The organism is Thiobacter subterraneus (assembly GCF_055379455.1).
Map to the genome: position 1 here is coordinate 490,833 of NZ_AP042402.1, position 23,206 is coordinate 514,038.

General features: G+C 67.0%; 24 protein-coding genes. 15 read left to right on the top strand and 9 right to left on the bottom strand.

Features of this window, described 5'->3' with window-relative positions:
* Nucleotides 1-234 precede the first annotated feature (234 nt).
* The 5 genes from ACZ42P_RS02585 (at nucleotide 235) to ACZ42P_RS02605 (ending at nucleotide 5,573) form a co-directional block, all read left to right on the top strand.
* Complete coding sequence (locus ACZ42P_RS02585; RefSeq protein ID WP_464898545.1) at nucleotides 235-1,590, top strand: FAD-dependent oxidoreductase; 1,356 nt, start codon at nucleotides 235-237, stop codon at nucleotides 1,588-1,590.
* A 63-nt stretch (nucleotides 1,591-1,653) separates the two neighbouring features.
* A complete protein-coding gene (locus ACZ42P_RS02590; RefSeq protein WP_464898546.1) occupies nucleotides 1,654-2,352 on the top strand; it encodes a Rieske (2Fe-2S) protein in 699 nt (232 codons plus the stop codon).
* A gap of 285 nt (nucleotides 2,353-2,637) precedes the next feature.
* Complete coding sequence (locus ACZ42P_RS02595) at nucleotides 2,638-3,918, top strand: NAD(P)/FAD-dependent oxidoreductase (protein ID WP_464898547.1); 1,281 nt, start codon at nucleotides 2,638-2,640, stop codon at nucleotides 3,916-3,918.
* A 29-nt stretch (nucleotides 3,919-3,947) separates the two neighbouring features.
* Nucleotides 3,948-4,271 (top strand): c-type cytochrome, encoded by a 324-nt coding sequence (locus ACZ42P_RS02600; RefSeq protein WP_464898548.1) that lies wholly within the window; start codon nucleotides 3,948-3,950, stop codon nucleotides 4,269-4,271.
* Between the two features lie 21 nt (nucleotides 4,272-4,292).
* A complete protein-coding gene (locus tag ACZ42P_RS02605; protein ID WP_464898549.1) occupies nucleotides 4,293-5,573 on the top strand; it encodes an FCSD flavin-binding domain-containing protein in 1,281 nt (426 codons plus the stop codon).
* Between the two features lie 88 nt (nucleotides 5,574-5,661).
* On the opposite strand, the gene ACZ42P_RS02610 is transcribed toward ACZ42P_RS02605, so the two are convergent.
* Nucleotides 5,662-8,133 (bottom strand): ABC transporter permease, encoded by a 2,472-nt coding sequence (locus ACZ42P_RS02610; protein ID WP_464898550.1) that lies wholly within the window; start codon nucleotides 8,131-8,133, stop codon nucleotides 5,662-5,664.
* The gene (locus ACZ42P_RS02615) at nucleotides 8,130-8,804 is read right to left on the bottom strand and encodes an ABC transporter ATP-binding protein (protein WP_464898551.1); all 675 of its coding nucleotides are present in this window, start codon (nucleotides 8,802-8,804) and stop codon (nucleotides 8,130-8,132) included. The genes ACZ42P_RS02610 and ACZ42P_RS02615 overlap by 4 nt, the downstream gene beginning before the upstream one ends.
* Between ACZ42P_RS02615 and ACZ42P_RS02620 the strand changes: the two genes are divergently transcribed.
* Complete coding sequence (locus tag ACZ42P_RS02620) at nucleotides 8,803-9,432, top strand: arylesterase (protein WP_464898552.1); 630 nt, start codon at nucleotides 8,803-8,805, stop codon at nucleotides 9,430-9,432. The two genes, ACZ42P_RS02615 and ACZ42P_RS02620, sit on opposite strands and share 2 nt — an antisense overlap.
* Before the next feature lie 3 nt (nucleotides 9,433-9,435).
* On the opposite strand, the gene ACZ42P_RS02625 is transcribed toward ACZ42P_RS02620, so the two are convergent.
* Genes ACZ42P_RS02625 through ACZ42P_RS02635 form a run of 3 tightly spaced genes read right to left on the bottom strand, consistent with a single transcriptional unit; the run spans nucleotide 9,436 to nucleotide 11,846 of the window.
* Nucleotides 9,436-9,741 (bottom strand): putative signal transducing protein, encoded by a 306-nt coding sequence (locus ACZ42P_RS02625; RefSeq protein WP_464898553.1) that lies wholly within the window; start codon nucleotides 9,739-9,741, stop codon nucleotides 9,436-9,438.
* A complete protein-coding gene (locus tag ACZ42P_RS02630) occupies nucleotides 9,741-11,123 on the bottom strand; it encodes a HAMP domain-containing sensor histidine kinase (protein ID WP_464898554.1) in 1,383 nt (460 codons plus the stop codon). Before ACZ42P_RS02630 ends, ACZ42P_RS02625 begins: the two co-directional genes overlap by 1 nt.
* A gap of 6 nt (nucleotides 11,124-11,129) precedes the next feature.
* Nucleotides 11,130-11,846: a response regulator transcription factor gene (locus tag ACZ42P_RS02635; RefSeq protein WP_464898555.1), complete on the bottom strand. Its 717-nt coding sequence runs from the start codon at nucleotides 11,844-11,846 to the stop codon at nucleotides 11,130-11,132.
* Nucleotides 11,847-11,996: 150 nt separating this feature from the next.
* Between ACZ42P_RS02635 and ACZ42P_RS02640 the strand changes: the two genes are divergently transcribed.
* Nucleotides 11,997-12,164, top strand: a complete 168-nt coding sequence (locus tag ACZ42P_RS02640; RefSeq protein ID WP_464898556.1) for a hypothetical protein — start codon at nucleotides 11,997-11,999, stop codon at nucleotides 12,162-12,164.
* 37 nt (nucleotides 12,165-12,201) lie between these two features.
* On the opposite strand, the gene selD is transcribed toward ACZ42P_RS02640, so the two are convergent.
* On the bottom strand, nucleotides 12,202-13,242 hold the full coding sequence (gene selD, locus ACZ42P_RS02645) for a selenide, water dikinase SelD (RefSeq protein ID WP_464898557.1): 1,041 nt from the start codon (nucleotides 13,240-13,242) through the stop codon (nucleotides 12,202-12,204).
* Between the two features lie 109 nt (nucleotides 13,243-13,351).
* Here selD and mnmH point away from each other — a divergent pair, with 109 nt between their 5' ends.
* Both mnmH and ACZ42P_RS02655 read left to right on the top strand, forming a co-directional pair.
* A complete protein-coding gene (mnmH, locus tag ACZ42P_RS02650; RefSeq protein ID WP_464898558.1) occupies nucleotides 13,352-14,413 on the top strand; it encodes a tRNA 2-selenouridine(34) synthase MnmH in 1,062 nt (353 codons plus the stop codon).
* 55 nt (nucleotides 14,414-14,468) lie between these two features.
* Complete coding sequence (locus tag ACZ42P_RS02655; RefSeq protein ID WP_464898559.1) at nucleotides 14,469-14,900, top strand: host attachment protein; 432 nt, start codon at nucleotides 14,469-14,471, stop codon at nucleotides 14,898-14,900.
* A 55-nt stretch (nucleotides 14,901-14,955) separates the two neighbouring features.
* Here ACZ42P_RS02655 and thpR read toward each other — a convergent pair whose 3' ends face one another.
* The 3 genes from thpR to ispD are packed head-to-tail and all read right to left on the bottom strand — an operon-like array spanning nucleotide 14,956 to nucleotide 16,668.
* Complete coding sequence (gene thpR, locus ACZ42P_RS02660) at nucleotides 14,956-15,489, bottom strand: RNA 2',3'-cyclic phosphodiesterase (protein ID WP_464898560.1); 534 nt, start codon at nucleotides 15,487-15,489, stop codon at nucleotides 14,956-14,958.
* A 1-nt stretch (nucleotide 15,490) separates the two neighbouring features.
* Entirely contained in the window at nucleotides 15,491-15,970 is a 480-nt protein-coding gene (gene ispF, locus ACZ42P_RS02665; RefSeq protein ID WP_464898561.1) for a 2-C-methyl-D-erythritol 2,4-cyclodiphosphate synthase, read from the bottom strand.
* Nucleotides 15,967-16,668 carry a 2-C-methyl-D-erythritol 4-phosphate cytidylyltransferase gene (ispD, locus tag ACZ42P_RS02670; RefSeq protein ID WP_464898562.1) on the bottom strand — a complete coding sequence of 234 codons (702 nt, stop codon included), beginning with the start codon at nucleotides 16,666-16,668 and terminating at the stop codon, nucleotides 15,967-15,969. The genes ispF and ispD overlap by 4 nt, the downstream gene beginning before the upstream one ends.
* 213 nt (nucleotides 16,669-16,881) lie before the next feature.
* Between ispD and amrB the strand changes: the two genes are divergently transcribed.
* The 6 genes from amrB (at nucleotide 16,882) to ACZ42P_RS02700 (ending at nucleotide 23,203) form a co-directional block, all read left to right on the top strand.
* Nucleotides 16,882-17,688 carry an AmmeMemoRadiSam system protein B gene (amrB, locus tag ACZ42P_RS02675; RefSeq protein WP_464898563.1) on the top strand — a complete coding sequence of 269 codons (807 nt, stop codon included), beginning with the start codon at nucleotides 16,882-16,884 and terminating at the stop codon, nucleotides 17,686-17,688.
* Nucleotides 17,678-18,259, top strand: a complete 582-nt coding sequence (gene amrA / locus ACZ42P_RS02680) for an AmmeMemoRadiSam system protein A (RefSeq protein WP_464898564.1) — start codon at nucleotides 17,678-17,680, stop codon at nucleotides 18,257-18,259. The genes amrB and amrA overlap by 11 nt, the downstream gene beginning before the upstream one ends.
* Nucleotides 18,256-19,353 carry an AmmeMemoRadiSam system radical SAM enzyme gene (gene amrS / locus ACZ42P_RS02685; RefSeq protein ID WP_464898565.1) on the top strand — a complete coding sequence of 366 codons (1,098 nt, stop codon included), beginning with the start codon at nucleotides 18,256-18,258 and terminating at the stop codon, nucleotides 19,351-19,353. The genes amrA and amrS overlap by 4 nt, the downstream gene beginning before the upstream one ends.
* 75 nt (nucleotides 19,354-19,428) lie before the next feature.
* Nucleotides 19,429-20,067 carry a dienelactone hydrolase family protein gene (locus ACZ42P_RS02690; protein WP_464899352.1) on the top strand — a complete coding sequence of 213 codons (639 nt, stop codon included), beginning with the start codon at nucleotides 19,429-19,431 and terminating at the stop codon, nucleotides 20,065-20,067.
* Between the two features lie 53 nt (nucleotides 20,068-20,120).
* Nucleotides 20,121-20,831 (top strand): ABC transporter ATP-binding protein, encoded by a 711-nt coding sequence (locus ACZ42P_RS02695; protein ID WP_464898566.1) that lies wholly within the window; start codon nucleotides 20,121-20,123, stop codon nucleotides 20,829-20,831.
* Complete coding sequence (locus ACZ42P_RS02700; RefSeq protein ID WP_464898567.1) at nucleotides 20,828-23,203, top strand: ABC transporter permease; 2,376 nt, start codon at nucleotides 20,828-20,830, stop codon at nucleotides 23,201-23,203. The genes ACZ42P_RS02695 and ACZ42P_RS02700 overlap by 4 nt, the downstream gene beginning before the upstream one ends.
* Nucleotides 23,204-23,206 lie beyond the last annotated feature (3 nt).

Below are 23,206 nucleotides of genomic sequence, written 5' to 3' on the forward strand. Positions count from 1 at the left end.
AGGGCTGCCCCTCCGGCAAGTAGAGCCCGGCAGATTCAAGTCTGTCAAGACTAGTGCTGGGTAAGCTGTCAGTACTTGTGACAAGCTCTGCCATTATGGCATGTCATAACAGCCCCAAAAGCTGGGCTCGCGCACGGAAAAACCTGAGACGCCCTGGCTGGCACGGTTTTGGCTAAAACCACTGCGTCCCTCGGGGACGAAGTGTCCACCAACCCTAGACAGAGGAGGATTTTCATGGACGATACCCCCCAAATCACACGGCGCAATTTTCTCAAACTAGGCAGTGGCGCCATCCTGGCGGCCGGTACCGCCGGTGCCGTTGCCCCGGGCGCGGCTGCGGCGACGACACTGATGGTCGCCAGCGGTACCAAAGCCGACCTACCCAAGGCCAAAGGGCCGCGGCTGGTGGTGGTGGGCGGCGGATCATCCGGCCTCACCATCGCCAAATACGCGAAGAAGGCGTATCCGAAGTTCGATGTGGTACTGGTGGAAAAGCGGGACATGTATTCGTCCTGTTTCGTGAGCAATCTGTGGTACGCAGACCTCATCAATCTGGAATTCCTTGCCGACCACAGCTTCCTGGACGCAGCACGCAACAACAACTACATCTTTTTCCAGGCCACCTGCATCGGCCTCGACCGCGCCTCCCGCAAGATCGTGACGGACAAGGGCGAGATCGATTACGACTATCTGGTGCTGGCACCGGGCATCGACTACGACTACAGCCGCATCGGCGTCAAGGATGCGGATACCGAAACCCGTCTGCGCATCGAGTATCCCGCGGGATGGGTCATGCCCACGGAGCACGTCACCATCCGCAACAAAATCCACGGCTTCGAGGGGGGCATCTTCATCCAGACCGTTCCCAGCGGGAATTATCGCTGCCTGCCGGCCCCCTATGAGCGGGCATGCATGATCGCCTCCTACTTCAAGAAACACAGGATCAAAGGCAAGGTGCTGGTGCTGGACCACAACCCGGACATCGTCATCAAGGCGAAGGGGTTCCACGCCGCATTCAGCGAGCTTTTCAAAGACTACATCGAGTACAAACCCTCCCAAGAAATCAAGGGCGTTGATCTGGACCGAAAACTAATCAAGACCGAGTTCGACACCTACCAGTTTGACGACGCGGCGATTTACCCGGGTGTCCGCGGCGCACGCATGCTGGAAACCTTCGGGCTGGTCGATCCCAAGAGCTCGCAGAAAGAAGCCAACATCGACATCTTCAAGTATCACGTCGTGGGCGACGACCGGGTGTTCGTCGCTGGCGACTCACGGCCAATGCCCTTTTCCAAGAGCGCGAACACCGCTGTGTCGGAAGGCAAGTATGTGGCCAGCGTGATCGCAGCGCGCGCACAGGGTAAAGACATCGGCAAAGGCTTCAACTGGGCCAGCCCTCATACCATCTGCTACTCCATGGTCAACGCAGACCCGATGCAGGCCATCAGCGTGGACGCGCACTACGCTTTCGACGAGGCGAAGAAGAGTTTCGCCTTTGCCAACGTCAAGATGGATGAAAACCGGGACACGGCCAAGGGCAAGGCCACCCTTGAATGGGCGCAGGGCATCTATCGCGACCTGTTCGCCTGACATTTGTCCTCCGTTGCACGAAGCTTGCGGGGCGTCACGCCCCGTTTTTTTGTGGAGACCGCCATGAATCGTCGCCGCTTTCTTGAAACCTGTGGCCGCACCGTCCTCCTCGCGAGCACGGCACCGGCCGTTCTGTCCACCGCATTCGCCCAACCGGCCACGCCCTTTCCACGGGCACGCCTGATCAACCCGGATGGCAGCGCCTTCAAGGCAACTACTCTAGCGCCGGACGAGTATCGGTTGTTCTACTACCCCTATCGCAGTACACCCTGTCTGCTGATCCGCCTTGGGCAGGCCAAGGCCGAGCCAGGCCGTTTCACCACGGCCACGGGCGAGGAGTACCAATGGAACGGGGGCGTGGGACCGGGAAATGCCATTGTGGCCTATAGCGCCATCTGCGCGCACCAGCTGGCCTATGCCAAACCGGATGCGTCCATTCTCAGCTACAGCGCCAAGAAAAGCGCAATGGCTGGCAGAAGCGGCGTCATCACCTGCTGCGCCCACGCCAGCATTTACGATCCCGCCCACGGCGCGCAAGTCATCGGCGGCCCGGCGGCCGGACCGCTGGCAGCCATAGCGCTGGAATACGACGCGACGGGCGATGAGCTGTGGGCGGTGGGTGTTCATGGCGGCGCCCTGTTCCAGGACTTTTTCAAAGCCTACCGCACGGACCTCAACAGCGCCTACGGCCCGGGCAAGTACCGCGAATTTGTCGAAAACGGCACCACGGTCGTGAACGTGGACATGGCCATCACCTGCTGAAGTTGCCAGCACGCACGCGTGGCCATCGGCCATGGCAGAAGCCGGCGCCGGCTTAACATATTTTTGACTTTGTACGCGCAGCGGGGATAGTATCGAATCATGGCAGACCTTCCAATCCGACCTGTCACACGTTCTGCCATAGTGACATGCCTGTCAGTGCCCGAGGCCGGCAAACGCCTTGTGGAGAATCACAGAGCCGACGACAAAACAAGGCCCTGACCAAGATGGCACAGCGCTTGCTCTCAAGCCGGCTGCCTGTCACCAGTGAACAAGGAGCACAGAACCATGACCCACATTGTTATCATGGGCGCCGGCATCGGCGGCCTGCCCATGGCCTACGAAATGGCGGAGCTCGCCCGCAAGGGCGACCGCATTACCGTCGTTTCCAACACCCCCAATTTCCACTTCGTGCCGTCCAACCCGTGGGTCGCCGTGAACTGGCGCACGCGCGACGACATCGAGTTCCCCATCGGGCCCTATCTCGCGAAAAAGGGCATCGAATTCGTTGCCACCGGGGTAAAGCGCGTGCACCCCCAGGAAAACCGCCTGGAACTCAACGACGGGTCCAGCCTGACCTACGATTTCCTGGTGATCGCCACCGGGCCCAAACTCGCCTTCGAAGAGGTGGAAGGGCTGGGCCCCCAAGGCCACACCCAGTCCATCTGCCACGTGGACCACGCGGTGCAGGCGGCACGAGCCTGGGAGCAGTTCGTGCGCGACCCCGGCCCGGTGGTGGTGGGAGCGGTCCAGATGGCCTCCTGCTTCGGCCCGGCCTACGAGTTCGCCATGATCATGGACACCGACTTGCGCCGGCGCAAAATCCGCGACAAAGTGCCCATGACCTTCATCACCTCCGAGCCCTACATCGGCCATCTGGGGCTGGGCGGCGTGGGCGATTCCAAGGGGCTGCTGGAATCGGCCATGCGTGACCGGCACATCAAGTGGATCACCAATGCCAAGACCACCCGGGTGGAGGCGGGCAAGATCCACGTCACGGAATACGACGAGGACGGCAAGGAAAAGAAGCAGCACGAAATTCCGTTCAAGTACGGCATGATGCTGCCTGCCTTCAAGGGCGTGGATGCGGTGTTCGGCATCGAGGGGCTCACCAACCCGCGCGGCTTCATCATCGTGGACGAGCACCAGCGCAACCCGAAATACCCGAACATCTACGCCGTCGGGGTGTGTGTGGCGATCCCGCCGGTGGAACAGACGCCGGTGCCCACGGGGGCGCCCAAGACCGGCTACATGATCGAAACCATGGTCACCGCCACCGCCCACAACATCCGCGCCGAGCTGGACGGCCGGCAACCCACTGCCAAGGCCACCTGGAATGCCATCTGCCTGGCGGACTTCGGCGACACCGGCGCAGCCTTCGTGGCCCTGCCCCAGATTCCGCCGCGCAACGTCAACTGGTTCAAGGAGGGCGCGTGGGTGCACCTGGCCAAGGTCGCCTTCGAGAAATATTTCATCCGCAAGATGAAGAAGGGCACCACCGATCCCCTGTACGAGAAATACGTGCTGTCCGCGCTTGGCATCAAGAAGCTCAAAGAACCCGTTCAATGACCCACCAACCCAAAAGGAGGTACGACACCATGAAGCGAAGCCTGCCACGCATCGCCCTGGGGGTCGCCTTCGGGATCGCCTTTGCGATTCCGGGCGCCCATGCCCAGGAAGTCAACAAGCATGCGCGCATCCTCGCCGCGCCCTGCGCCGCCTGCCATGGCACCAATGGCAACAGTGTGGGTGGAACGCCTGTGCTGGCCGGCGCCGACCGCGCCCACTTCATCCTGCAGATGAAGGAATTCAAGTCCGGCGCCCGCCCTGCCACGGTGATGCACCAGCACGCCCGCGGCTACAGCGACGAGGAAATCGAAATGCTGGCGGACTTTTTCGCGGCCCAGAAACGCGCCCAATAACGGATGAAGGAGGACAACAACATGAGTCTCGATCGTCGTTCGTTTCTGAAACTGGCGGCCGGTTCCGGGCTGCTCGCCCTGTCGCCCGCCGCCGTGCAGGCCGCCGAAGCCCTGCGCAAGGTCAAGCACAAACCGCGCGTGGTGGTGATCGGCGGCGGTTTCGGCGGGGCCACCTGCTCCAAGTACCTGCGCATGTGGAGCAACAATGCGGTGGAAGTGGTGATGGTGGAACGGCAGAAGCAGTTCATCTCCTGCCCCATGAGCAACACCGTGCTGGGCGGTTCCCGCACCATGGCCGACATCACCCACAACTATGACGGCCTGGTGCGCAAGTGGGGCGTCAACCGCGTCGAGGCGGAAGTCACCGCCATCGATCCGGCGAAAAAAACCATCCGCACCGCGCGCGGGGAACTGGCCTATGACCGCCTGGTGCTGGCGCCCGGCATCGACTTCCTCTATGACCAGGTACAGGGCACATCCCACGAGCTGGCCGAGACCAAGGTGCCCCACGCCTGGAAGGCGGGCAAGCAGACCGCCCTTTTGCGCAGCCAACTGGAAGCCATGGCGGACGGCGGCGTCTATGTCCTGGCGATTCCCAAGGCACCCTACCGCTGCCCGCCCGGACCCTACGAGCGCGTGTGCCAGGTGGCCTTCTATCTCAAGCACCACAAGCCCAAGTCCAAGATCATCGTGCTGGACGCAAACCCGGACATCACCTCCAAGAAGGGCCTGTTCATGAAGGCCTGGAACGAGCTCTATCCCGGCATGATCGATTACCGGCCCAACGCCCAGGTGGTGCGCGTGGATGGGGCAACGCTCACCGCCCACACCGAGTTCGATGCAGTCAAGGCCGACGTGCTCAACGTGGTGCCGCCCATGCGCGCCGGCAAGGTGGCCGACCTGGCGGGCGTGGTCACGGCGGACAACCGCTGGTGCGGCGTGGACTTCCTGTCCTTCGAATCCACCGCCCAGCCGGGCATCCACGTGATCGGTGATGCGGTCTCCTCCGGCCTGCCCAAGTCCGGTCACATGGCCAATACCCAGGCCAAGGTCGCCGCGGCCGCCATCCTCGAGCTTCTGGCCGGCAACCAGCCCGACCCGGACCCGGTACTGGGCAACACCTGCTACAGCATGGTCTCCGACAAGGAAGCCATGCACGTGGCCAACGTGTTCAAGTACGACAAGGAGAAAAAGCAATTCGTCGCCGCCCCCGGCGGCGGTGTCTCCGAGAAGCACTCGGAGACCGAGGGCAGCTATGCCAAGTACTGGGCCATGAATATCTGGTCCGACGTGCTGAAGTAATTCATCTGTCGAGAGCCTCTCGGGCCGCGCAAGCGGCCCTTTTTTTATGCCGGCGCCGACAGCCTGCGTGCGTGGGCGTTGCGCCGGGTCAGCCCCGCAGCACGATGAGCGGCGGGGTATCCAGCACCCGGCGCGTGGTGAATGTCCCGGCCAGCGCCACGCCCAGGCCGCCGGCGGCCACGCCCACCAGCCAGAGCAGTGGGTTGAAGGCGTAGGCGACATCCAGCAGCCGCTCCGCCAGGACCCAGGCCACCAGCCCCGCGCCCGCCGCGCCCACCACCCCGGCCAGCGCGCCGATCACGGCGAATTCGATCCACTGTGCCCCGACGAGCTGACGCCGACCCGCCCCCAGCGCGCGCATCACCGCGGCTTCGTACATGCGCTCATCGCGCGTGGCCACCAGTGCCGCGTAAAGCACCACCAGACCGGCGAGCAGGGTAAACAGGAACACGAATTCCACGGCCTGGGCCACCCGCCCCATGATGCCGCGCACTTCTTCCAGGATGGCGGCCACGTCGATCACGGTGACGTTGGGAAAGGCACGCACCAGGGCATCGAGCACCCCCTCGCGCCCGCGGGGCAGATGGAAGCTGGTGATGTAGCTGGCCGGCTGGCCGGCGAGCAACCCGGGCGTACCGATGACGAAAAAATTGACGCGCATGGAGTCCCAATCCACATGGCGCAGGCTGGTGACGGGCGCCTCCAGGACGCTGCCCGCCACATCGAAACTCAGCCGGTCGCCGAGACGAATGCCCAGCCTCCGGGCAATGCCCTCTTCCACCGACCACTGGGGCGTCGCCGCCTGCCCCTGCCAGAAGCGCCCCGCCACCAGCCGGTTGTCGGCGCGCAGCCCCTCCGCCCAGGAAAGATTGAATTCCCGCTCCACCAGCCGCTGGCTGCGCTCGTCCGGATAGTCGCGCGCGGACACGGGCCGGTCATTGATGGCCACCAGCCGCCCGCGCACCATGGGATGAAAGACCGGCTGCGCAAGCCCCTGAGCGGCCAGGAAGGCAGCGAGCGCCGGCACCTGGTCCGGCTGCACGTTGATGAGGAAGCGATTGGGCGCATCCGCCGGCAGCGCGCGCTGCCAGCTCGCGAGGAGATCGCCACGCACCAGCGTGAGCAGGAGCAGGGCCATGAGCCCCAGGGAAAAGGCCACGATCACGAGCCGGCTCGACTCGCCCCGGCGCGTGACCGAGGCCAGACCGTAGAAAAACACGCCGTGGGCCCGCGCGCGCAGACGCGCCACGCTCCACAGGAGCGCCGCGGCGGTCAGCCAGGCCGCCGCAAAGACCACGGCCAGCCCCGTGCCCATATAAACCGCCAGCCGCCACTCCCCCGCCTTCCACAAAAAGAGCGCCGCGAGCACCGCCACGGCGAGGGCCTGCCCTGCGCGTCCCAGCCCGGTGGGGGACGCGAGTTCGCGACGCAGCACACGCAGGGTGGGCACCCGTGCCAGGCGCGCCAGGGGCACCGCGCCAAAGGCGGTCAAAAGCACCATGCCCAGCAGCACCCCTTCGCCCAGGGGCGCTGCGCCAGGCGGGGGCAGGGCAACCCCGAGCTGCCCTGCCAGCAGCCGCGCCAAAACCTCCTGGGCGGCGAGCCCCAGGAGACTGCCCGCCAGCCCAGCCAGCGCGCCCAGCAGGAGAAACTGGACGAAATACAGGCCGAAGATGCGCCGCTGAGCCGCACCCAGACAGCGCATGATGGCGCAGGCGTCGAGATTGCGCGCGGCGAAACGATGGCCCGCCAACGCCACCGCCACGCCCGCCAGCACCGCCGCCACCAGGGCCGCCAGCCCCAGGTATTTGCGCGCCCGTTCCAGGGCGGAGCGAATCTCGGGACGCGCATCGGTCACGCCCTCCAGCCGCTCGCCCCGCTTCAGCCCCGGCTCGATCAGGCGCCGGTAAGCCGCCACCGCCCCCGGCTCACCCGCCACCAGCAGCCGGTGGCTCACCCGGCTGCCCACCGTGACGAGACCGGTGGCGGCGAGATCCGCCTCGTTGATCATCAGGCGCGGCGCGATGCTGAAAAAATCGCCCGCACGGTCCGGCTCGCGCTCGATCACGGCGGCGAGAAGGAGCCGCTTGCGACCCACCTCGATGGCATCCCCAGGGGCAAGGCCCAATTCCAGGAGCAAGCGCGCATCCGCCCAGGCGGTCCCCGGTGCCGGACCCCGGGCCACCTGCCTGGGCTGGCCGCGCACCTCGGCGATCTCGAGCCGGCCCCTCAGGGGGTAGCCTTGGCTCACGGCCTTGATTTCCGCCAGGCGCGCACGCGCCCCCGCCACCACCATGCTCGGAAAGACCGCGCTGTGGGCCACCGTCAGGCCCAGCGCACGGGCCGCGGTCTGCCGCTGCGCCTCGACCGGATGGTCGCTCACCAGCACCAGGTCGGCGGCGAGGAGCTCGCTTGCCTGACGGGTGAGCGCCTGATTGACGCGGTCCGTGAAGAAGCTCACGGTGCTCACCGCCGCCACCGCCACTAGCAGGGCGACGGTGAGCACGGCGAGTTCACCGGCGCGCCACTCGCGCAAAAGCAGGCGCAGCGCGAGCTTCATGCCTCCCCCACCAGACGGCCCGCGTCCAGCACCAGGCGGCGCTCACAGCGCTGCGCCAGGCTGGCATCATGGGTGACCAGGATCAGGGTGGTGCCCCGTTCCCGGTTGAGATCGAACAAAAGCTCGATCACCCGCGCGCCGGTGGCGCTGTCCAGGTTGCCCGTGGGTTCGTCCGCGAACAGGATGGCCGGCTCGGTGACGAAGGCACGGGCGATGGCCACACGCTGCTGCTCGCCGCCCGAGAGCTGGCGAGGGTAGTGGTTGAGGCGCGCCGCCAGCCCGACACGGTCGAGGATGGTCTGTGCCCGGCTGCGGGCCTGAGCCACCCCCGCGAGTTCCAGGGGCAGCATGACGTTCTCCAGCGCGGTGAGCGCGGGCAGCAGGTGGAACGACTGAAACACGAAACCCGCCAGCCGGCCGCGCAGGGCGGCGCGCGCGTCTTCGTCCAGAGCGAAGATGTCCTGGCCGTTCCAGTGCACCTGGCCGCGGCTGGGCACATCCAGCCCCGCAAGCAGACCCAGCAGCGTGGACTTGCCCGAGCCCGAGGCTCCCAGAATGGCGAGGGACTCCCCCCCTTTGACTTCGAGCGACACATCGGCGAGGATCGCAAGCCGCCCGCCTTCCAGGGGCACGTCCTTGCCAAGGGCGCTGGCGCGAATGATGGGATTCATGAGATTTCTTGTGTGGCTTGCAAGCTTCGCGATTGTCGCCGCCCTGGTCATGGCCGGCAACGTCGCGCAGGGCGCGCAACCGCCGCGCATCCTGGTGCTGGGAGACAGCCTGTCCGCCGCCTATGGACTGCCCCGCGAGGCGGGTTGGGTGGCTTTGCTGCAGACCCGCCTCAAGGCACAAAAGTTTCCCCACCGGGTGGTGAATGCCAGCATCAGCGGCGAGACCACCGCGGGCGGACGCACGCGGCTGCCCGCCTTGCTCAGGGAATATCGGCCGCAAGTGGTGATCCTGGCCCTGGGTGCCAACGACGGCCTGCGCGGCCTCAGTCTCGAGCAGACCCGGGACAACCTGGATGCGATGATACGCAGCGCGAAGGCAAGCGGCGCACGGGTGCTGCTGATCGGCATGCGGCTGCCTCCCAACTACGGCCCGGCCTATACCGAGCGCTTCCACGCCCTGTATGGCATGTTGGCCCGCCGCCACCACCTGGCCTTCGTGCCCTTCCTTCTCGAGCGCATCGCAACGGAACGCGCCTGGTTCCAGGCCGATGGGCTGCATCCCACGGCGCAGGCGCAGCCCCTCCTGCTCGACACCGTGTGGCCGGCCCTCGAGCCTCTCCTCCGGTGAGGCTCAAAGCGCGCCGCCGCAGTGCCAGCAGACTTCGAAGGAGGCCGGGGACGCCTCGCCGCAATGGGGACAGCGCAGACTGCCTGGCGCGGCCTGCGCCGACTCATAGCCCTGCACCACGGCGCGCGCCCGCTCGAAGTTCCTGTCGTCGTCGATCCACACTTCGGGCCAGGTCTCGCCGAAGGGCAGCTCGCCTACCCCGCCCCGGGCATGTTCCCCGAGCACGCGCGCGGCGATGCCCTGCTGCGTGAGCAGGCCGAGGAGAATGTGGGCATCCGCCAGGTCGGCGGCAGTATAGACGCGGCGCATCACTGCACCGGCAGCAGGATGGTGAAGGCGGCGCCGCCGAGCCGGCTGTCCGACAGGCTCACCGCGCCGCCATGCAGTTCCACGAAGGCTTTCACCAGGGACAGGCCCAGGCCGGTGCCCGGCAGGGTGCGGCTGGGATCGAGACGCACGAAGCGGTCGAACACCTTGCTGCGCATCTCGGGCACGATGCCCGGCCCGCTGTCGGCCAGGACGATTTCCACACGCTCGCCCCGGCGCGCCATGGCCAGCTCGATCACGCCCCCGGCAGGCACGTACTTGATGGCATTGTCGAACAGGTTGGAAAACACCTGGGCCAGCAGCTGGCGGTCGCCGCTGATCATCACGCCGGGTGGAATGCGCGTGGTGAGGGTCTGCTCCTTCTCTTCCATGAGCGGCCCATAGAGTTCCACCACGTCTTCCAGCAGGGCCGAGAGATCCAGGGGCTTTTTGCGAATCTGCAGGCTGCCCGCCTCCGCCTGCCCGAGGGAGAGCAGGGACTGGAAAATCTCCTGCATTTTCTGCAATTCCTCCAGTGCCCGCCCCAGGGTCTCGCGGTATTTGGCCGGGTCGTCCTGCTGCAGCGCCACTTCCACGTCGGCGCGCAGTCGGGTGAGGGGACTCCTCAGGTCGTGGGCAATGTTGTCGCTCACCTGGCGGATGCCCTGGAACAGCTTCTCGATGCGGTCCAGCATGGCATTCATGTTGCTGGCCAGTGCGGCGAACTCGTCGTCGCCACTCACCGGCAGACGGCTGGAGAGATTCGCCGAATGCACGATCTTCATGGCCATCTGGTTGAACGCCTCGATCTGGGACCAGAAACGGCGGCCCAGCCAGTAGCCCAGCCCCAGCCCCACCAGGAGGATGAGTACCAGGGCCTGGATTAAGGCCATCCAGAACCCCTGCATGGTGCGGTCGATGGACTGGGTGCTGTGGGCCAGATAGACCGTGTAGCGGTCGCCGAGGCGGAAACTCACGGCGCGCGCATGCCCCCCGGGCTCGCCGCCCACGGGCGGGATTTTCATGTCCTGCACGCCCTTGAAGGGTTTCACCTCGGGCAGGGTGAGCTCACCCGCCTCGAACACCACCCGGCCGTTGCGGTCCAGGATGCGGTAATTGCGCTCGCGCTTGCCCTTGGACAGAAGCTCGCTCTCGATGGCACGGAACAGCCCGGCGGCGCCACTGTCCCGGTATTGCACCGTGAGCAGGCTCTGCTGGTCGAGCAGCGCCTTGTCGATCTGGGCGATGAGGGCCGCCTTGATCTGGAAGCTCAGGTAGGCGAAGACAAGCAGCGTCCCCACCAGGAAGAGGGAAACGAAGCCGACGGTGAGGCGGGCGGGTGTGGACCGGAAAAAACGCAGAAAGGAAGCCAGGGGCGGCGGCACCGGCCTTTATTCCCCGTTCCTGCCGGCGTCCTGCGGCGCATCGTCGGCCGCGCGCAGCACGTAGCCCGTGCCACGCACGGTGTGCAGCATGGGCTTTGGGAAATACTTGTCGATCTTGTAGCGCAGGCGGCTGATGTGCACGTCCACCACGTTGGTCTGGGGATCGAAGTAGTAATCCCAGACGTTCTCCAGCAGCATGGTGCGCGTCACCACCTGGCCGGCGTGGCGCATGAAATATTCCAGCAGCCGGAATTCCCGCGGCTTGAGATAGATCTCCTGTCCGGCGCGGGTCACCTTGCGGCTCAGGAGGTCCATGTGCAGGTCGCCCACGGTGAGCTCGGTCTCCGGATGCTTGCCGTAATTCTTTGCCCGCCGCAAAAGCGCCTCGATACGCGCCTGCAGCTCGTTCAGGGCATAGGGCTTGACCACGTAGTCATCGCCCCCGGCGCGCAGTCCCTCCACCCGGTCATCCACCTGGCCCCGGGCCGACAGGATCAGCGCCGGCACCTGCTTGCCTTCGTCACGCAGGGACTTGAGCACCGACAGACCGTCCCGCTTGGGCAGCATCACGTCGATCAGCCACAGGTCGTAGTCGTTTTTGCGGGCCATGTCCAGCCCTTCTTCGCCGTCGTGGGCCACGTCCGCTTCGTAGCCGAAATTGCCCAGCCCCTGGCGCAGGAAATCCGCGGCGGAATTGTCGTCCTCGATGATCAGGAACTTCATGGCGTTTCCCCCTGCCGAATGGATGGCCTGATTCTAATTCAGGCTGCTTGCGCGGCGGAAATTACAAAGGGGTTAAGTGACTGCCTTTTAACCCTTTTTCCACAAACCCCGGTCTATCATCGGGAGCGATGGCCTTTCCGGGACGAAGCGATGAAAAGCCCTGTCCTGCCCGTTTACGAGGTGGAATACCTGCCGGTGGAGCGGCGGCTGGGTGAACGCCGCCGCAATCCGCCGGGTGTGCGGCCGCCGGCGCAGGAACGCCGCCGGGGCGAGCGCCGCCAGCCGGAGGGCGCCGCCAGCCTGTCTGCCGGGGCGTGAGGCCGGCGGGCCTCCAGGCCGGGCGCCCGCCGCGGCTTCAGACCACCTGCACCGACACCTCGCCCGCGCTGAGCGTGCCGATTTCGGCGGCATGGGCGAAACCTTCGCGCGCGAACAGCGCCATCACCTCCTCCACCGCCTCCGGCGCACAGGCCACCAGCAGGCCGCCACTGGTCTGGGGGTCGCACAGGAGCTTGCGCCGCCACTCGGGAAAATCCGCCGGCAGGCGCACCGCCTGGCCGTAACTCGCCCAGTTGCGGTCCGCCGCCCCCGGGGCAAAACCTGCCTGCACCAGGGCCGTGACACCCGGCAGGATGGGCAGGCGGTCCCATTCCAGGCGTGCGCCCAAGCGGGAGCCCCGGCAAATCTCCAGCAAATGGCCCAGCAGGCCGAAGCCGGTCACGTCGGTCAGGGCGTGCACGCCCGGCATTTCGGCGAGCAGGGCACCCGGCGTGTTGAGCTGGGTGGTGCTGGCCACCATCTCCCGGTAGCCTGCCTCGTCGAGTCTGCCCTTCTTGAGGGCGGCGCTCATGATGCCGATACCCAGGCCCTTGCCCAGAATCAGCCGGTCACCCGGCCGGGCCTGGTCATTGCGCTTCACCCGCTGGGGATGCACCACCCCCAGGGCCACCAGGCCGTAGATGGGCTCCGGCGCGTCGATGGAGTGTCCCCCGGCGATGGGAATGCCTGCCGCGGCACACACGCTCTGCCCGCCTTCGAGGATGCGCCGGATCACCTCCACCGGCAGCTTGTCCACCGGCATGCCCACCACCGCCAGGGCCAGGATGGGCCGGCCGCCCATGGCATACACGTCGGAGAGGGCGTTGGTGGCCGCGATGCGCCCGAAGTCGTAGGGATCGTCGACGATGGGCATGAAGAAGTCGGTGGTCGCCACGATGGCCTGCTGGTCGTTGAGCCGGTACACCGCGGCATCGTCGCTGGTTTCGGTGCCCACGAGCAGGTCCGGAAAGGCGTGGCTCGCGGACACCTGGCCGAGGATTTCGGAAAGCAGGGCGGGGGCGATCTTGCAGCCGCAGCCGCCGCCATGGGAATACTGGGTGAGTTTGATGTCAGTCATAGGCAGGAAAAAAGCGGGAAAAACGGGCCGGGACGGAATCACCGTCGTGCCGGGCCGTCCCTCGGGTTAGAATGGCGGTTTTTCGCGCGCAGAAAAGCAGAAACGGGCCATGACGGGCGTCGTTACCGTAGCACAGCTCACCGGCTTTGACGAGATCATCGACGTGCGCACCCCCACGGAATTCCGGGAGGATCACATTCCGGGTGCGGTGAACCTGCCGGTGCTCTCCGACGAGGAGCGCGCGCGCGTGGGCACCCTGTACAAGCAGGTCTCGCCCTTCGAAGCCCGCAAGGTGGGGGCGGCGCTCATCTCCCGCAACATCGCCGACCACATCGAGCAGCGTCTCATGGACCGGCCGCGCGACTGGCGTCCCCTGGTCTATTGCTGGCGCGGCGGCAAGCGCAGCGGCGCCATGTCCCACATCCTGGGCGAAATCGGCTGGAAAGTCGCGCGCCTGGAAGGGGGCTACAAGGCCTACCGGCGGCGCGTGATCGAGGAGCTCGCCACGCTGCCGGCCCGTTTCCAGTTCCATGTCATCTGCGGCCCCACCGGCTCCGGCAAGAGCCGCCTGCTGGCTGCTCTCGCCCGCAGGGGCGCGCAGGTGCTGGACCTGGAACGGCTGGCCGCCCACCGTGGCTCGGTGCTGGGCGGTCTGCCCGATAGACCCCAGCCCAGCCAGAAATGGTTCGAAAGCCAGGTGTGGCACGCCCTGTCCGGCTTCGATCCGGCCCAGCCGGTGTTCGTGGAGGGCGAGAGCAAGAAAATCGGCAACCTGCGCGTGCCCGAGGCCCTGATCCAGCGCATGTGGGCCAGCGGCCTGTGCATCCGGCTGCAGCTCACCGCCGCCCAGCGCCTGGCCCTGCTCAAGGAGGAATACCGGCATTTCCTGGAACGGCCGGAGACGCTGCTGTCCCGGCTGGACGCCCTCACCGCCCTGCACGGCGGCGCCCAGATCGCCGCCTGGCGGGCACTCGCCGGCGCCGGCCGGTGGGACGAACTGGTGCTGGATCTCCTGGAAAAGCATTACGATCCCAGTTACGCGCGTTCCATGGCGCGCAACTACCCCCAGCTGGAGGCTGGGCCCGTCCTGCACCCCCGGGACATTTCGGAAGCGGCCTATGACGCCCTGGCTGCGGGACTGATGGCCGAAAACCGGATGTCTTCGTCTTGAATGGGACGCCGCCTGCCTGTAGGCTATAGTCAAACTTTCATCAAAGGAGCACAGCATGAGCATCACCTGGGTCGTCGTGGCCAATGCCAGCATCGCCCGCATCTTCGAGCGCAACAAGGGCCTGCATCTGGTGACCGAGCTGGAACATCCCCAAAGCCGCATGAAACGCGCCGACCTGGTCACCGACCGTCCGGGCTACATGCAGAGCGTGGGCAATGGCCACGGGTCCCGTCAGCCTCCTACCGATCCCAAGACCCACGAGGCGGAGGAATTCGCCCTGGAGGTCGCCAAGCTGCTGGATCACGAGCGGGCGGCGGGCAAGTTCAACCGGCTGGTGCTGGTGGCTTCCACCCCCTTCATGGGCATGCTCAGGCAGCGCCTGCCCGCCCAGACCGCGGAACTGGTCACCGATACCATCGAGAAGGACTACACCAAGGATTCGGACAAGGAGCTGATGGAGCGCCTGAAGGCACAGATCGTCATTTGAGCGGCGCAAGCCGCCGTGAAACAGGGGGCCGCAAGGCCCCCTTTTCGTTTGCGCGTTAGACCGGCGCGGCCAGAGGCCAGGCCGCGATCTGCTCGTAGGACACCCCCTCCTGGCGCAGGGTGGAGGAAACCAGGACGAACGAGGGAACGGACCAGACGATGCCCTCCAGCGTCGGCGTCTCACCGCGGCAGCGCGCCTGGCGCAACAGGGTGAGATGGGGCACGTAGGGACGGGGGTCGAGGGCGAATCCCTGCGCCGCCAGCGCCGTCTCCAGGGCCGAGACCAGATCGAACAGGGCCCGCGGCGGCTCGGCGGGCGCAATCCAGGCAATGCGCTGGCGCGGCCAATAGCCCAGCTCGCGCAGGTCGAGGCGGAAAGCAGGGATGGTCACGCCGTCGGCGGCGGCGCGCACCGCGGGCAGGCGCGCCGCCTCCACCTCCCCCAGGAACACCAGGGTGAGATGCAGGTTTTCCGGGCGGGTGGGCCGGCCGCCACAGGTCTCGCCCATACGCCGGGCGGCGGCCTCCAGCCTGGCACGCACCTCTGCATCGGGCCAGAGGGCGAAGAACAGGCGCAAAGCCCTGGCCAAATCAGGTTTCCCGTGTAATGAGGCAGACGGCCTGGGCGGCGATGCCCTGGCCGCGGCCCGTGAACCCCAGTTTCTCGGTGGTGGTGGCCTTGACGTTCACGCACGCTTCGGCCACTTCCAGATCGGCGGCGATGTGGCGCACCATGTCCGGAATGTAGGGGGAAAGCCGGGGGGCCTGGGCCACCACGGTGGCGTCCACGTTGCCCACCCGCCAGCCCTTTTCGGCCAGCACCGCCCGCACCCGGCGCAACAGCCGCCGGCTGTCGATGCCCCGATACTGGGGATCGGTGTCCGGGAAATGGCGGCCAATGTCCCCCAAGGCGGCCGCCCCCAGCAGCGCATCGCAGATGGCGTGGAGCAGCACGTCCGCGTCCGAGTGGCCTTCCAGCCCCAGGGGGAAGGGAATCTCCACGCCCCCGAGGATGAGCTTGCGGCCTTCCACCAGGGCATGCACGTCGAAGCCTTGGCCGACACGTATCATGGGTGGGTCTCCCTGTCGCTGAGGATCAGTTCCGCCAGCCGCAGATCGCGCGGCCAGGTGACCTTGAGGTTGCTGGCATCCCCCTGCACCAGCCGGGGCCGGTATCCCAGCGCCTCCACCGCGCCGGCCTCGTCGGTGGGCTGCTGCGTCCCCACTGCCTCCAGGGCGCGCAGCAGCAGACCGTGGCGGAACATCTGGGGCGTCTGGGCCTGCCACAACCCTTCCCGCGGCGCGGTGCCGGCGATCCTCCCCGCCTCGTCGGCCCGCTTGAGGGTATCCGCCACCGGGATGGCGAGAATCCCGCCCACGGGGTCGTGCGCCAGGGCGGCGATCAATTCATCCACATGCCGCGCTTTTAGACAGGGGCGCGCCGCGTCGTGCACCAGCACCCAATCCTCCGCCGCCACCTCGGCGGCCATGGCGCGCAGGCCGTTGAGCACACTCGCCGCGCGCGTGTCACCGCCGCAGCGCAGGGGGCTCAGTCGGGGGAAGTCCTGTTGCCAGTTCCAGGCATCGAAATGGCGATCCTCCGGGGCCAGCACGACATAGACGCGCCGGATGCGCGGATGCTCCGCCAGGGTGCGCACCGCGTGCCACAAGAGCGGCCGGCCGGCCACGCTCAGGTACTGCTTGGGCCGGCCTGCGCCGAAACGGCTGCCGCTGCCGGCGGCGGGTATCAGGGCAATGCAGTCGGACATGGGTTTTGCAGCGGCCGGGATCTATAGTTGAATCCGGATCGTCCATTGGGCCGGCGCCCGCCTCGGGTGCGCATCGAGCCGCGGCCCATGCACGGGGCCATGGAGGCCCGGTGTGCCTTCGCCGGTGTCATGCGCCCCAATGAAGACAATCCGGGTTGAAAAGCCCTCCCGCGGCCCCATTCCCCGGACCAGCATCAGACTGAGGAGAGGACCATGGCGCACGCCGTCCGCCACCCCGCCGTCGCCGGCACCTTCTATCCGGGTCATCCCGGCAAGCTCGACTACGATCTGGACAATCTGCTGCGTCAGGCGCGCAGAACCAGCGGGCCGGTGCCCAAGGCCGTGATTGTACCCCACGCGGGTTACATCTATTCCGGCCCCATCGCCGCCACCGCCTACCAGCGCATCGCCGCCGGGCGCGACCGCATCCGCCGCGTGGTGCTGCTCGGTCCCGCGCACCGGGTGCCCGTGCGGGGGCTGGCCCTGCCCGGGGTGGAAGCCTTCGAAACCCCGCTGGGCACCGTGCCCCTGGACCGGGACGCCATGGCGCGCCTCGCCACGCTGCCCCAGGTGGTGGAGAGCGCCCCGGCCCATGCCTGGGAACATTCCCTGGAAGTCCAACTGCCCTTCCTGCAGAAGGTGCTGGACGATTTCACCCTTGTGCCCCTGGTGGTGGGCGATGCCACGCCGGAGGAAGTGGCTCAGGTGCTGGAGCAGGTATGGGGCGGGCCGGAGACCCTGATCGTGATCAGCTCGGATCTCTCCCACTATCTGCCCTACGACCTGGCGCGGCGCATCGATGGTCAAACCGCCCAGATGATCCTGGATTTGCGCCCGGTGACCCACGAGCAGGCCTGCGGCGGCACCCCAGTCAACGGTCTTCTGCTCGCGGCGCGCCGCCATGGACTCCAGCCGGAACTCCTCGATCTGCGCAACTCCGGCGATACGGCGGGCGATCACGATCACGTGGTGGGCTATGCCGCGTTTGCCTTCGTGGAGGGGCAGCAGGATGTCCACTGAAAACCGCGAAGACCGCGGGCTCATCCTGCTGCCGCTGGCGCGCGGCAGCATCGCCGAAGCCCTGGGACGCCCCTATCCCCTGCCGGATGACGCCCAGCCCTGGCTCGACGAGCCCGGCGCCACGTTCGTCACCCTCACCCGCGACGGCGAGCTCAGGGGCTGCATCGGCAGTCTGGAGGCCCGCCGTCCCCTGCGCGAGGACGTGCGCGCCAATGCCTTGAACGCCGCCTTTCGCGATCCGCGTTTTCCGCCGCTCACCAGCCGGGAGTGGCCGGACATCCGCATCGAGGTGTCGCTGCTTGCGCCACCGGAACCGCTGCCGGTGGGATCGGAGCAGGAGGCCTGGGAGAAGCTGCGGCCCCATGTGGATGGCGTGATCCTGGAATATGGCCCCTACCGCAGCACCTTCCTGCCCCAGGTGTGGGAGCAGCTGTCGGAGCCCGACCGCTTTCTGGCACATCTGAAAATGAAGGCGGGTCTGCCCTGGGACTTCTGGGCCCCCCAGATCCGGCTGGCGCGCTACACCGTGCAGAAGTGGAAGGAACCCGAACAGGAGATCATCGAACCATGAGCCACGTTCCGGAATCCCATCACCCCGCCCGCTGGTGGCACAAGCTGCCGGACGGACGCATCCAGTGCGACCTGTGCCCCCGCGACTGCAAGCTGCACGAAGGCCAGCGGGGCGCCTGCTTCGTGCGCAAGATGGAGGGTGGCGAGATGATTCTCACCACCTACGGCCGCTCCTCCGGCTTCTGCATCGATCCCATCGAGAAGAAACCCCTCGCCCATTTCTATCCCGGCACCAGCGTGTTCTCCTTTGGCACCGCCGGCTGCAACCTGGCCTGCAAGTTCTGCCAGAACTGGGACATCAGCAAGTCTCGGGAGATGGACCGGCTCATGGACCGGGCGGCGCCGGCGGAAATCGCCCGGGCGGCCCAGCGCCACGGCTGCAAGAGCGTGGCCTTCACCTACAACGATCCGGTGATCTTTGCGGAATACGCCATGGACACCGCTGACGAGTGTCACAAGCTGGGCATCAAGACCGTGGCGGTCACCGCGGGTTACATCCACCCCGAACCCCGGCGCGAGTTTTTCGCCAAGATGGATGCCGCCAACGTGGACCTGAAGGCCTTCACTGAGGACTTCTATTTCAAGATCACCGGCGGTCACCTGCAGCCGGTGCTGGATACCCTGGTTTACCTGAAGAAGGAAACCGGGGTCTGGCTAGAAATCACCACGCTGCTGATCCCCGGCAAGAACGACTCCGACGAGGAAATCACGGCGCTGTCCCGCTGGATCGCCCGGGAGCTGGGGCCCGATGTGCCCCTGCATTTCTCCGCCTTCCACCCGGACTACAAGATGCTGGACGTGCCGCCCACGCCCGTGTCCACCCTGGTACGCGCGCGGGACATCGCCATGAAGCAGGGGCTCCACTACGTCTATACGGGCAACGTGCACAACGTGGAAGGCGACACCACCTTCTGCCCCAACTGCCATGCGCCGGTGATCGTGCGTGACTGGTACGCCATCCGCGACTACCAGCTCGACGATTCCGGTCACTGCCGGCAGTGTGGCACGCGTATCGCCGGCCATTTTCAGCACTTCGAACTGAAGCGGCAATTCGGCCCGCGCCGCATTCCGGTGGCCATGCATCCGGTGGCGTGAGGCCCGGCCGCCCCGGCGCGCAAATTCCTGCCAGGGACGGCCCCACCGGCGCCGGCCGTGGTCTATACAGAAACCATGGTCGGCGAGCTCGTCCACATTCCGGATGGAGCGGCGCGCATCGAAGGCATGCTGGAGCTGCCGGAGACGCCCCGCGGGCTCGTGCTGTTCGCCCACGGCAGTGGTTCCAGCCGCCACTCCCCGCGCAACAACTACGTGGCGGGCGTGCTGCGCGGGGCCGGCATCGGCACGCTGCTCATGGACCTCCTCACGGTGGAGGAGGACCGGGACTACCGGACCCGCTTCGACATTCCCCTGCTCACCCGCAGGCTGGCGGTGGCCACCAGCTGGGTGATGAGCCACCCGGGTGCGCGCGGCCTGCCCGTGGCCTATTTCGGCGCCAGCACCGGTGCCGCCGCGGCCCTGCAGGCGGCGGCCCAACTGGGACGCAGCGTGGCCGCCGTGGTGTCGCGCGGCGGGCGCCCCGATCTCGCGGGGGGTAGCGCCCTGCGCCAGGTGGTCTCGCCCACCCTGCTCATCGTCGGCGGCCTGGACGACGTGGTGATCGAGCTCAACCGGGCGGCCTTCGAAGTCATGACCTGCGAAAAGGAGCTTACGATCGTTCCGGGTGCGAGCCACCTGTTCGAGGAACCGGGCACCCTGGAGGAGGTCGCCCGCCTGGCCACCGACTGGTTCCTGCGCCACCTGCCCGCCTGACTTTCCCCGAGGCGGGCGGCCCCCCGCGCGCCCGCTGTGGCATGATGCCGGCCATGGACAGCCAGGCCGTCTTCGTCGCGCGCGGTCTCACCAAGGTCTATCCCATGGGCGAGGTCGAGGTGCAGGCGCTGCGCGGCATCGATCTCGACCTCTACCCCGGGGAACTGGTCGTGCTGCTGGGCCCTTCCGGCAGCGGCAAGTCCACCCTGCTCAACATCCTGGGTGGGCTGGATACGGCCAGTGGCGGCGAAGTGCGTTACCTGGGACGCCCCCTCACGGGCGCCAGCGACGCCGAGCTCACACGCTTCCGCCGGGAGCACGTGGGGTTCGTGTTCCAGTTCTACAACCTCATTCCCAGCCTGACCGCGCGGGAGAACGTGGCCGCGGTCACCGAGATCGTGAGCCATCCCATGACACCGGAGGCGGCCCTCGCCCTGGTGGGCCTGCAGGATCGCCTGGACCATTTCCCCGCCCAGCTCTCCGGCGGTGAACAGCAGCGCGTAGCCATCGCCCGCGCCATTGCCAAGAATCCCGCCGTACTCCTGTGCGACGAGCCCACCGGGGCGCTGGATTCCCAGACCGGCGTGGTGGTGCTGGAAGCCCTGGAAAAGGTGAACCGGGAACTCGGCACCCTGACCGTGCTCATCACCCACAACGTGGGCATCGCCGCCATGGCCGACCGGGTGATTCGTCTCTCCGACGGACGCATCGTGGAGGTGCGCCCCAACCCCCACCGCAAGGCGGCGCGGGAGCTGAGCTGGTGAGACTGCGCGCCCTCGACCGCAAGCTGCTGCGGGAACTGGCCCACATGAAAAGCCAGGTGCTGGCCATTGCCGCCGTGATCATGGGCGGCGTGGCCACCCTGGTGATGTCCCTGTCCACCTACGATTCCCTGGTGGGCACGCGGGACCACTTCTATCGGCAGTATCGTCTGGCCGACGTGTTCGTCGCCCTGAAGCGCGCGCCCGAACCCGTGGCGCTGCGCCTGCGGGAAATTCCCGGCATCCAGACCCTGGAGACCCGGGTGGTGAGCCCCGTCAAGCTGGAAGTGGCGGGTTTCACCGACCCGGTCACCGGGCTTTTGCTGTCCCTGCCGGACGGCCGCGAGCCCCTCCTCAACGGCCTGCACCTGCGGCGGGGACGCCTGCCCCAGGCCGGCAGCCCCGACGAGGTGGTGATTTCCGATACCTTCGCGGAGGCCCATGGACTGGGGCCGGGCGACCACCTCGCTGCCATCGTCCGGGGCCGGCGCCAGCGTCTGGTGGTGGTGGGGGTGGCCGTCTCCCCCGAATACGTGTACCAGATCGCGCCGGGGGCCATGTTCCCGGATTTCAAGCGCTACGGTGTGCTTTGGATGGGACGGCGCGCCCTGGCCGCGGCCACCGACATGGAGGGCGGCTTCAACCAGGTGAGCGCCACCCTGGTGGCAGGCGCCCGGGTGGAAGACGTGCTCGACCAGCTGGATGCGGCCCTCGCCCCCTATGGCAGCCGGGGGGCCTACGCGCGCCGTGACCAGTTCTCCAACCGTTTCCTCTCAGAGGAGCTCAAGCAGCTCAAGACCACAGCCACGGTGTTTCCCGCCATCTTCCTGGGCGTGGCGGCCTTTCTGCTGCACATCGTGCTCAGCCGCCTGATCGCCCTGCAGCGCAGCCAGATCGGCATCCTCAAGGCTTTCGGCTACACGGACCGCGCCATCGCCCTGCACTACGTGAAATTCGTGCTGGTGGTGGTGATCCTGGGCGTGGCCCTGGGCGTGGCCCTGGGTACATGGTTCGGCGAGTCCCTCTCCCGGGTGTATCAGGAGACCACCTTCCGCTTTCCGTACCTGCACTACCGGCTGCGGCCGGCCGTGGTGGCCATTGCCTTTCTGCTCGCCGGCGCTGCCGCGCTCCTCGCCACCCTGTGGGCGGTCTCCCGGGCGGCGCGGCTTGCACCGGCGGAGGCCATGCGCCCGGAAGCCCCGCCCGTGTACCGCGCCACGCTGCTGGAGCGGCTGGGTTTCCAGCGCTGGCTGGCAGCACCCTCGCGCATGATCCTGCGCCACATCGAGCGCCGGCCGGTGAAATCGCTGCTCACCGTGGTGGGCATCGCCTGCGCCTGCGGCCTGATGATGGTGGGCTACTACCAGAAGGGCGCCATAGACTTCATGGTGGACGTGCAGTTTCGTCAGTCGGCGCGGGAGGATCTGGCCCTCAGCTTCATCGATCCGACCCCGGACCGGGTGCGCCATGAACTGGCCGCCCTGCCCGGCGTGACCTACGTGGAAACCTTCCGCGACGTGCCCGCCATCCTGCGCTTCCGCAATCACAGGCACCGGGGGGCCCTTTACGGCATCCAGCCGGAAGGCGTCCTGCACCGGGCGCTGGATACCCGCCTCAAGCCGGTGACGGTCCCGCCCGGCGGCGTGATCCTCACCGATTACCTGGCGCGGGAGATCCTGCACATCCGGCCGGGCGACACCCTCACGGTGGAAGTGTTGGAAGGACGCCGGCCGGTGCTCGAGGTGCCGGTGCTGGCCATCACCCGCCAGTATCTCGGTCTCGCGGCCTACATGCAGCAGGAGACCCTGAACACCCTGTTGCGGGAAGGACCGGCGGCCACCGGTGCCTATCTCGCCGTCGAACCGGGTCGGGAGACGGAGGTCTATGCCCGGCTCAACGAACGGCCACGGGTGCTGGGCATGGTGGCCCACGCCGCGGCCATCCGCAGCTTCTACGCCACCATCGGCGAGTTCGTGCTGTTCTACAACCTGGTGGCCACGGTGCTGGCCGGCGCCATCGGCTTCGGCGTGGTGTACAACAGCGCGCGCATCGCCCTGTCCGAGCGGGAGCGGGAACTCGCCAGCCTGCGCGTGCTCGGCTTCACCCGCGGCGAGATCGGCTATATCCTGCTGGGGGAGCTCGGCCTGCTCGCCCTGCTGGCGATTCCCGTGGGCATGGCGGTGGGCGTGGGGCTGGTGGGCATCGTGGTGGTGGCCCTGCAAAGCGAGCTCTACCGCCTGCCCCTCTTCCTCACGCCGGACAATTACGCCATGGGCGCGCTGGTGGTGGTGGCCTCGGCCCTGGCCTCCGGGCTCATCATCTGGCGCCGGCTGGGGCGCCTCGATCTGATGGCAGTACTCAAGACACGGGAATAGAAC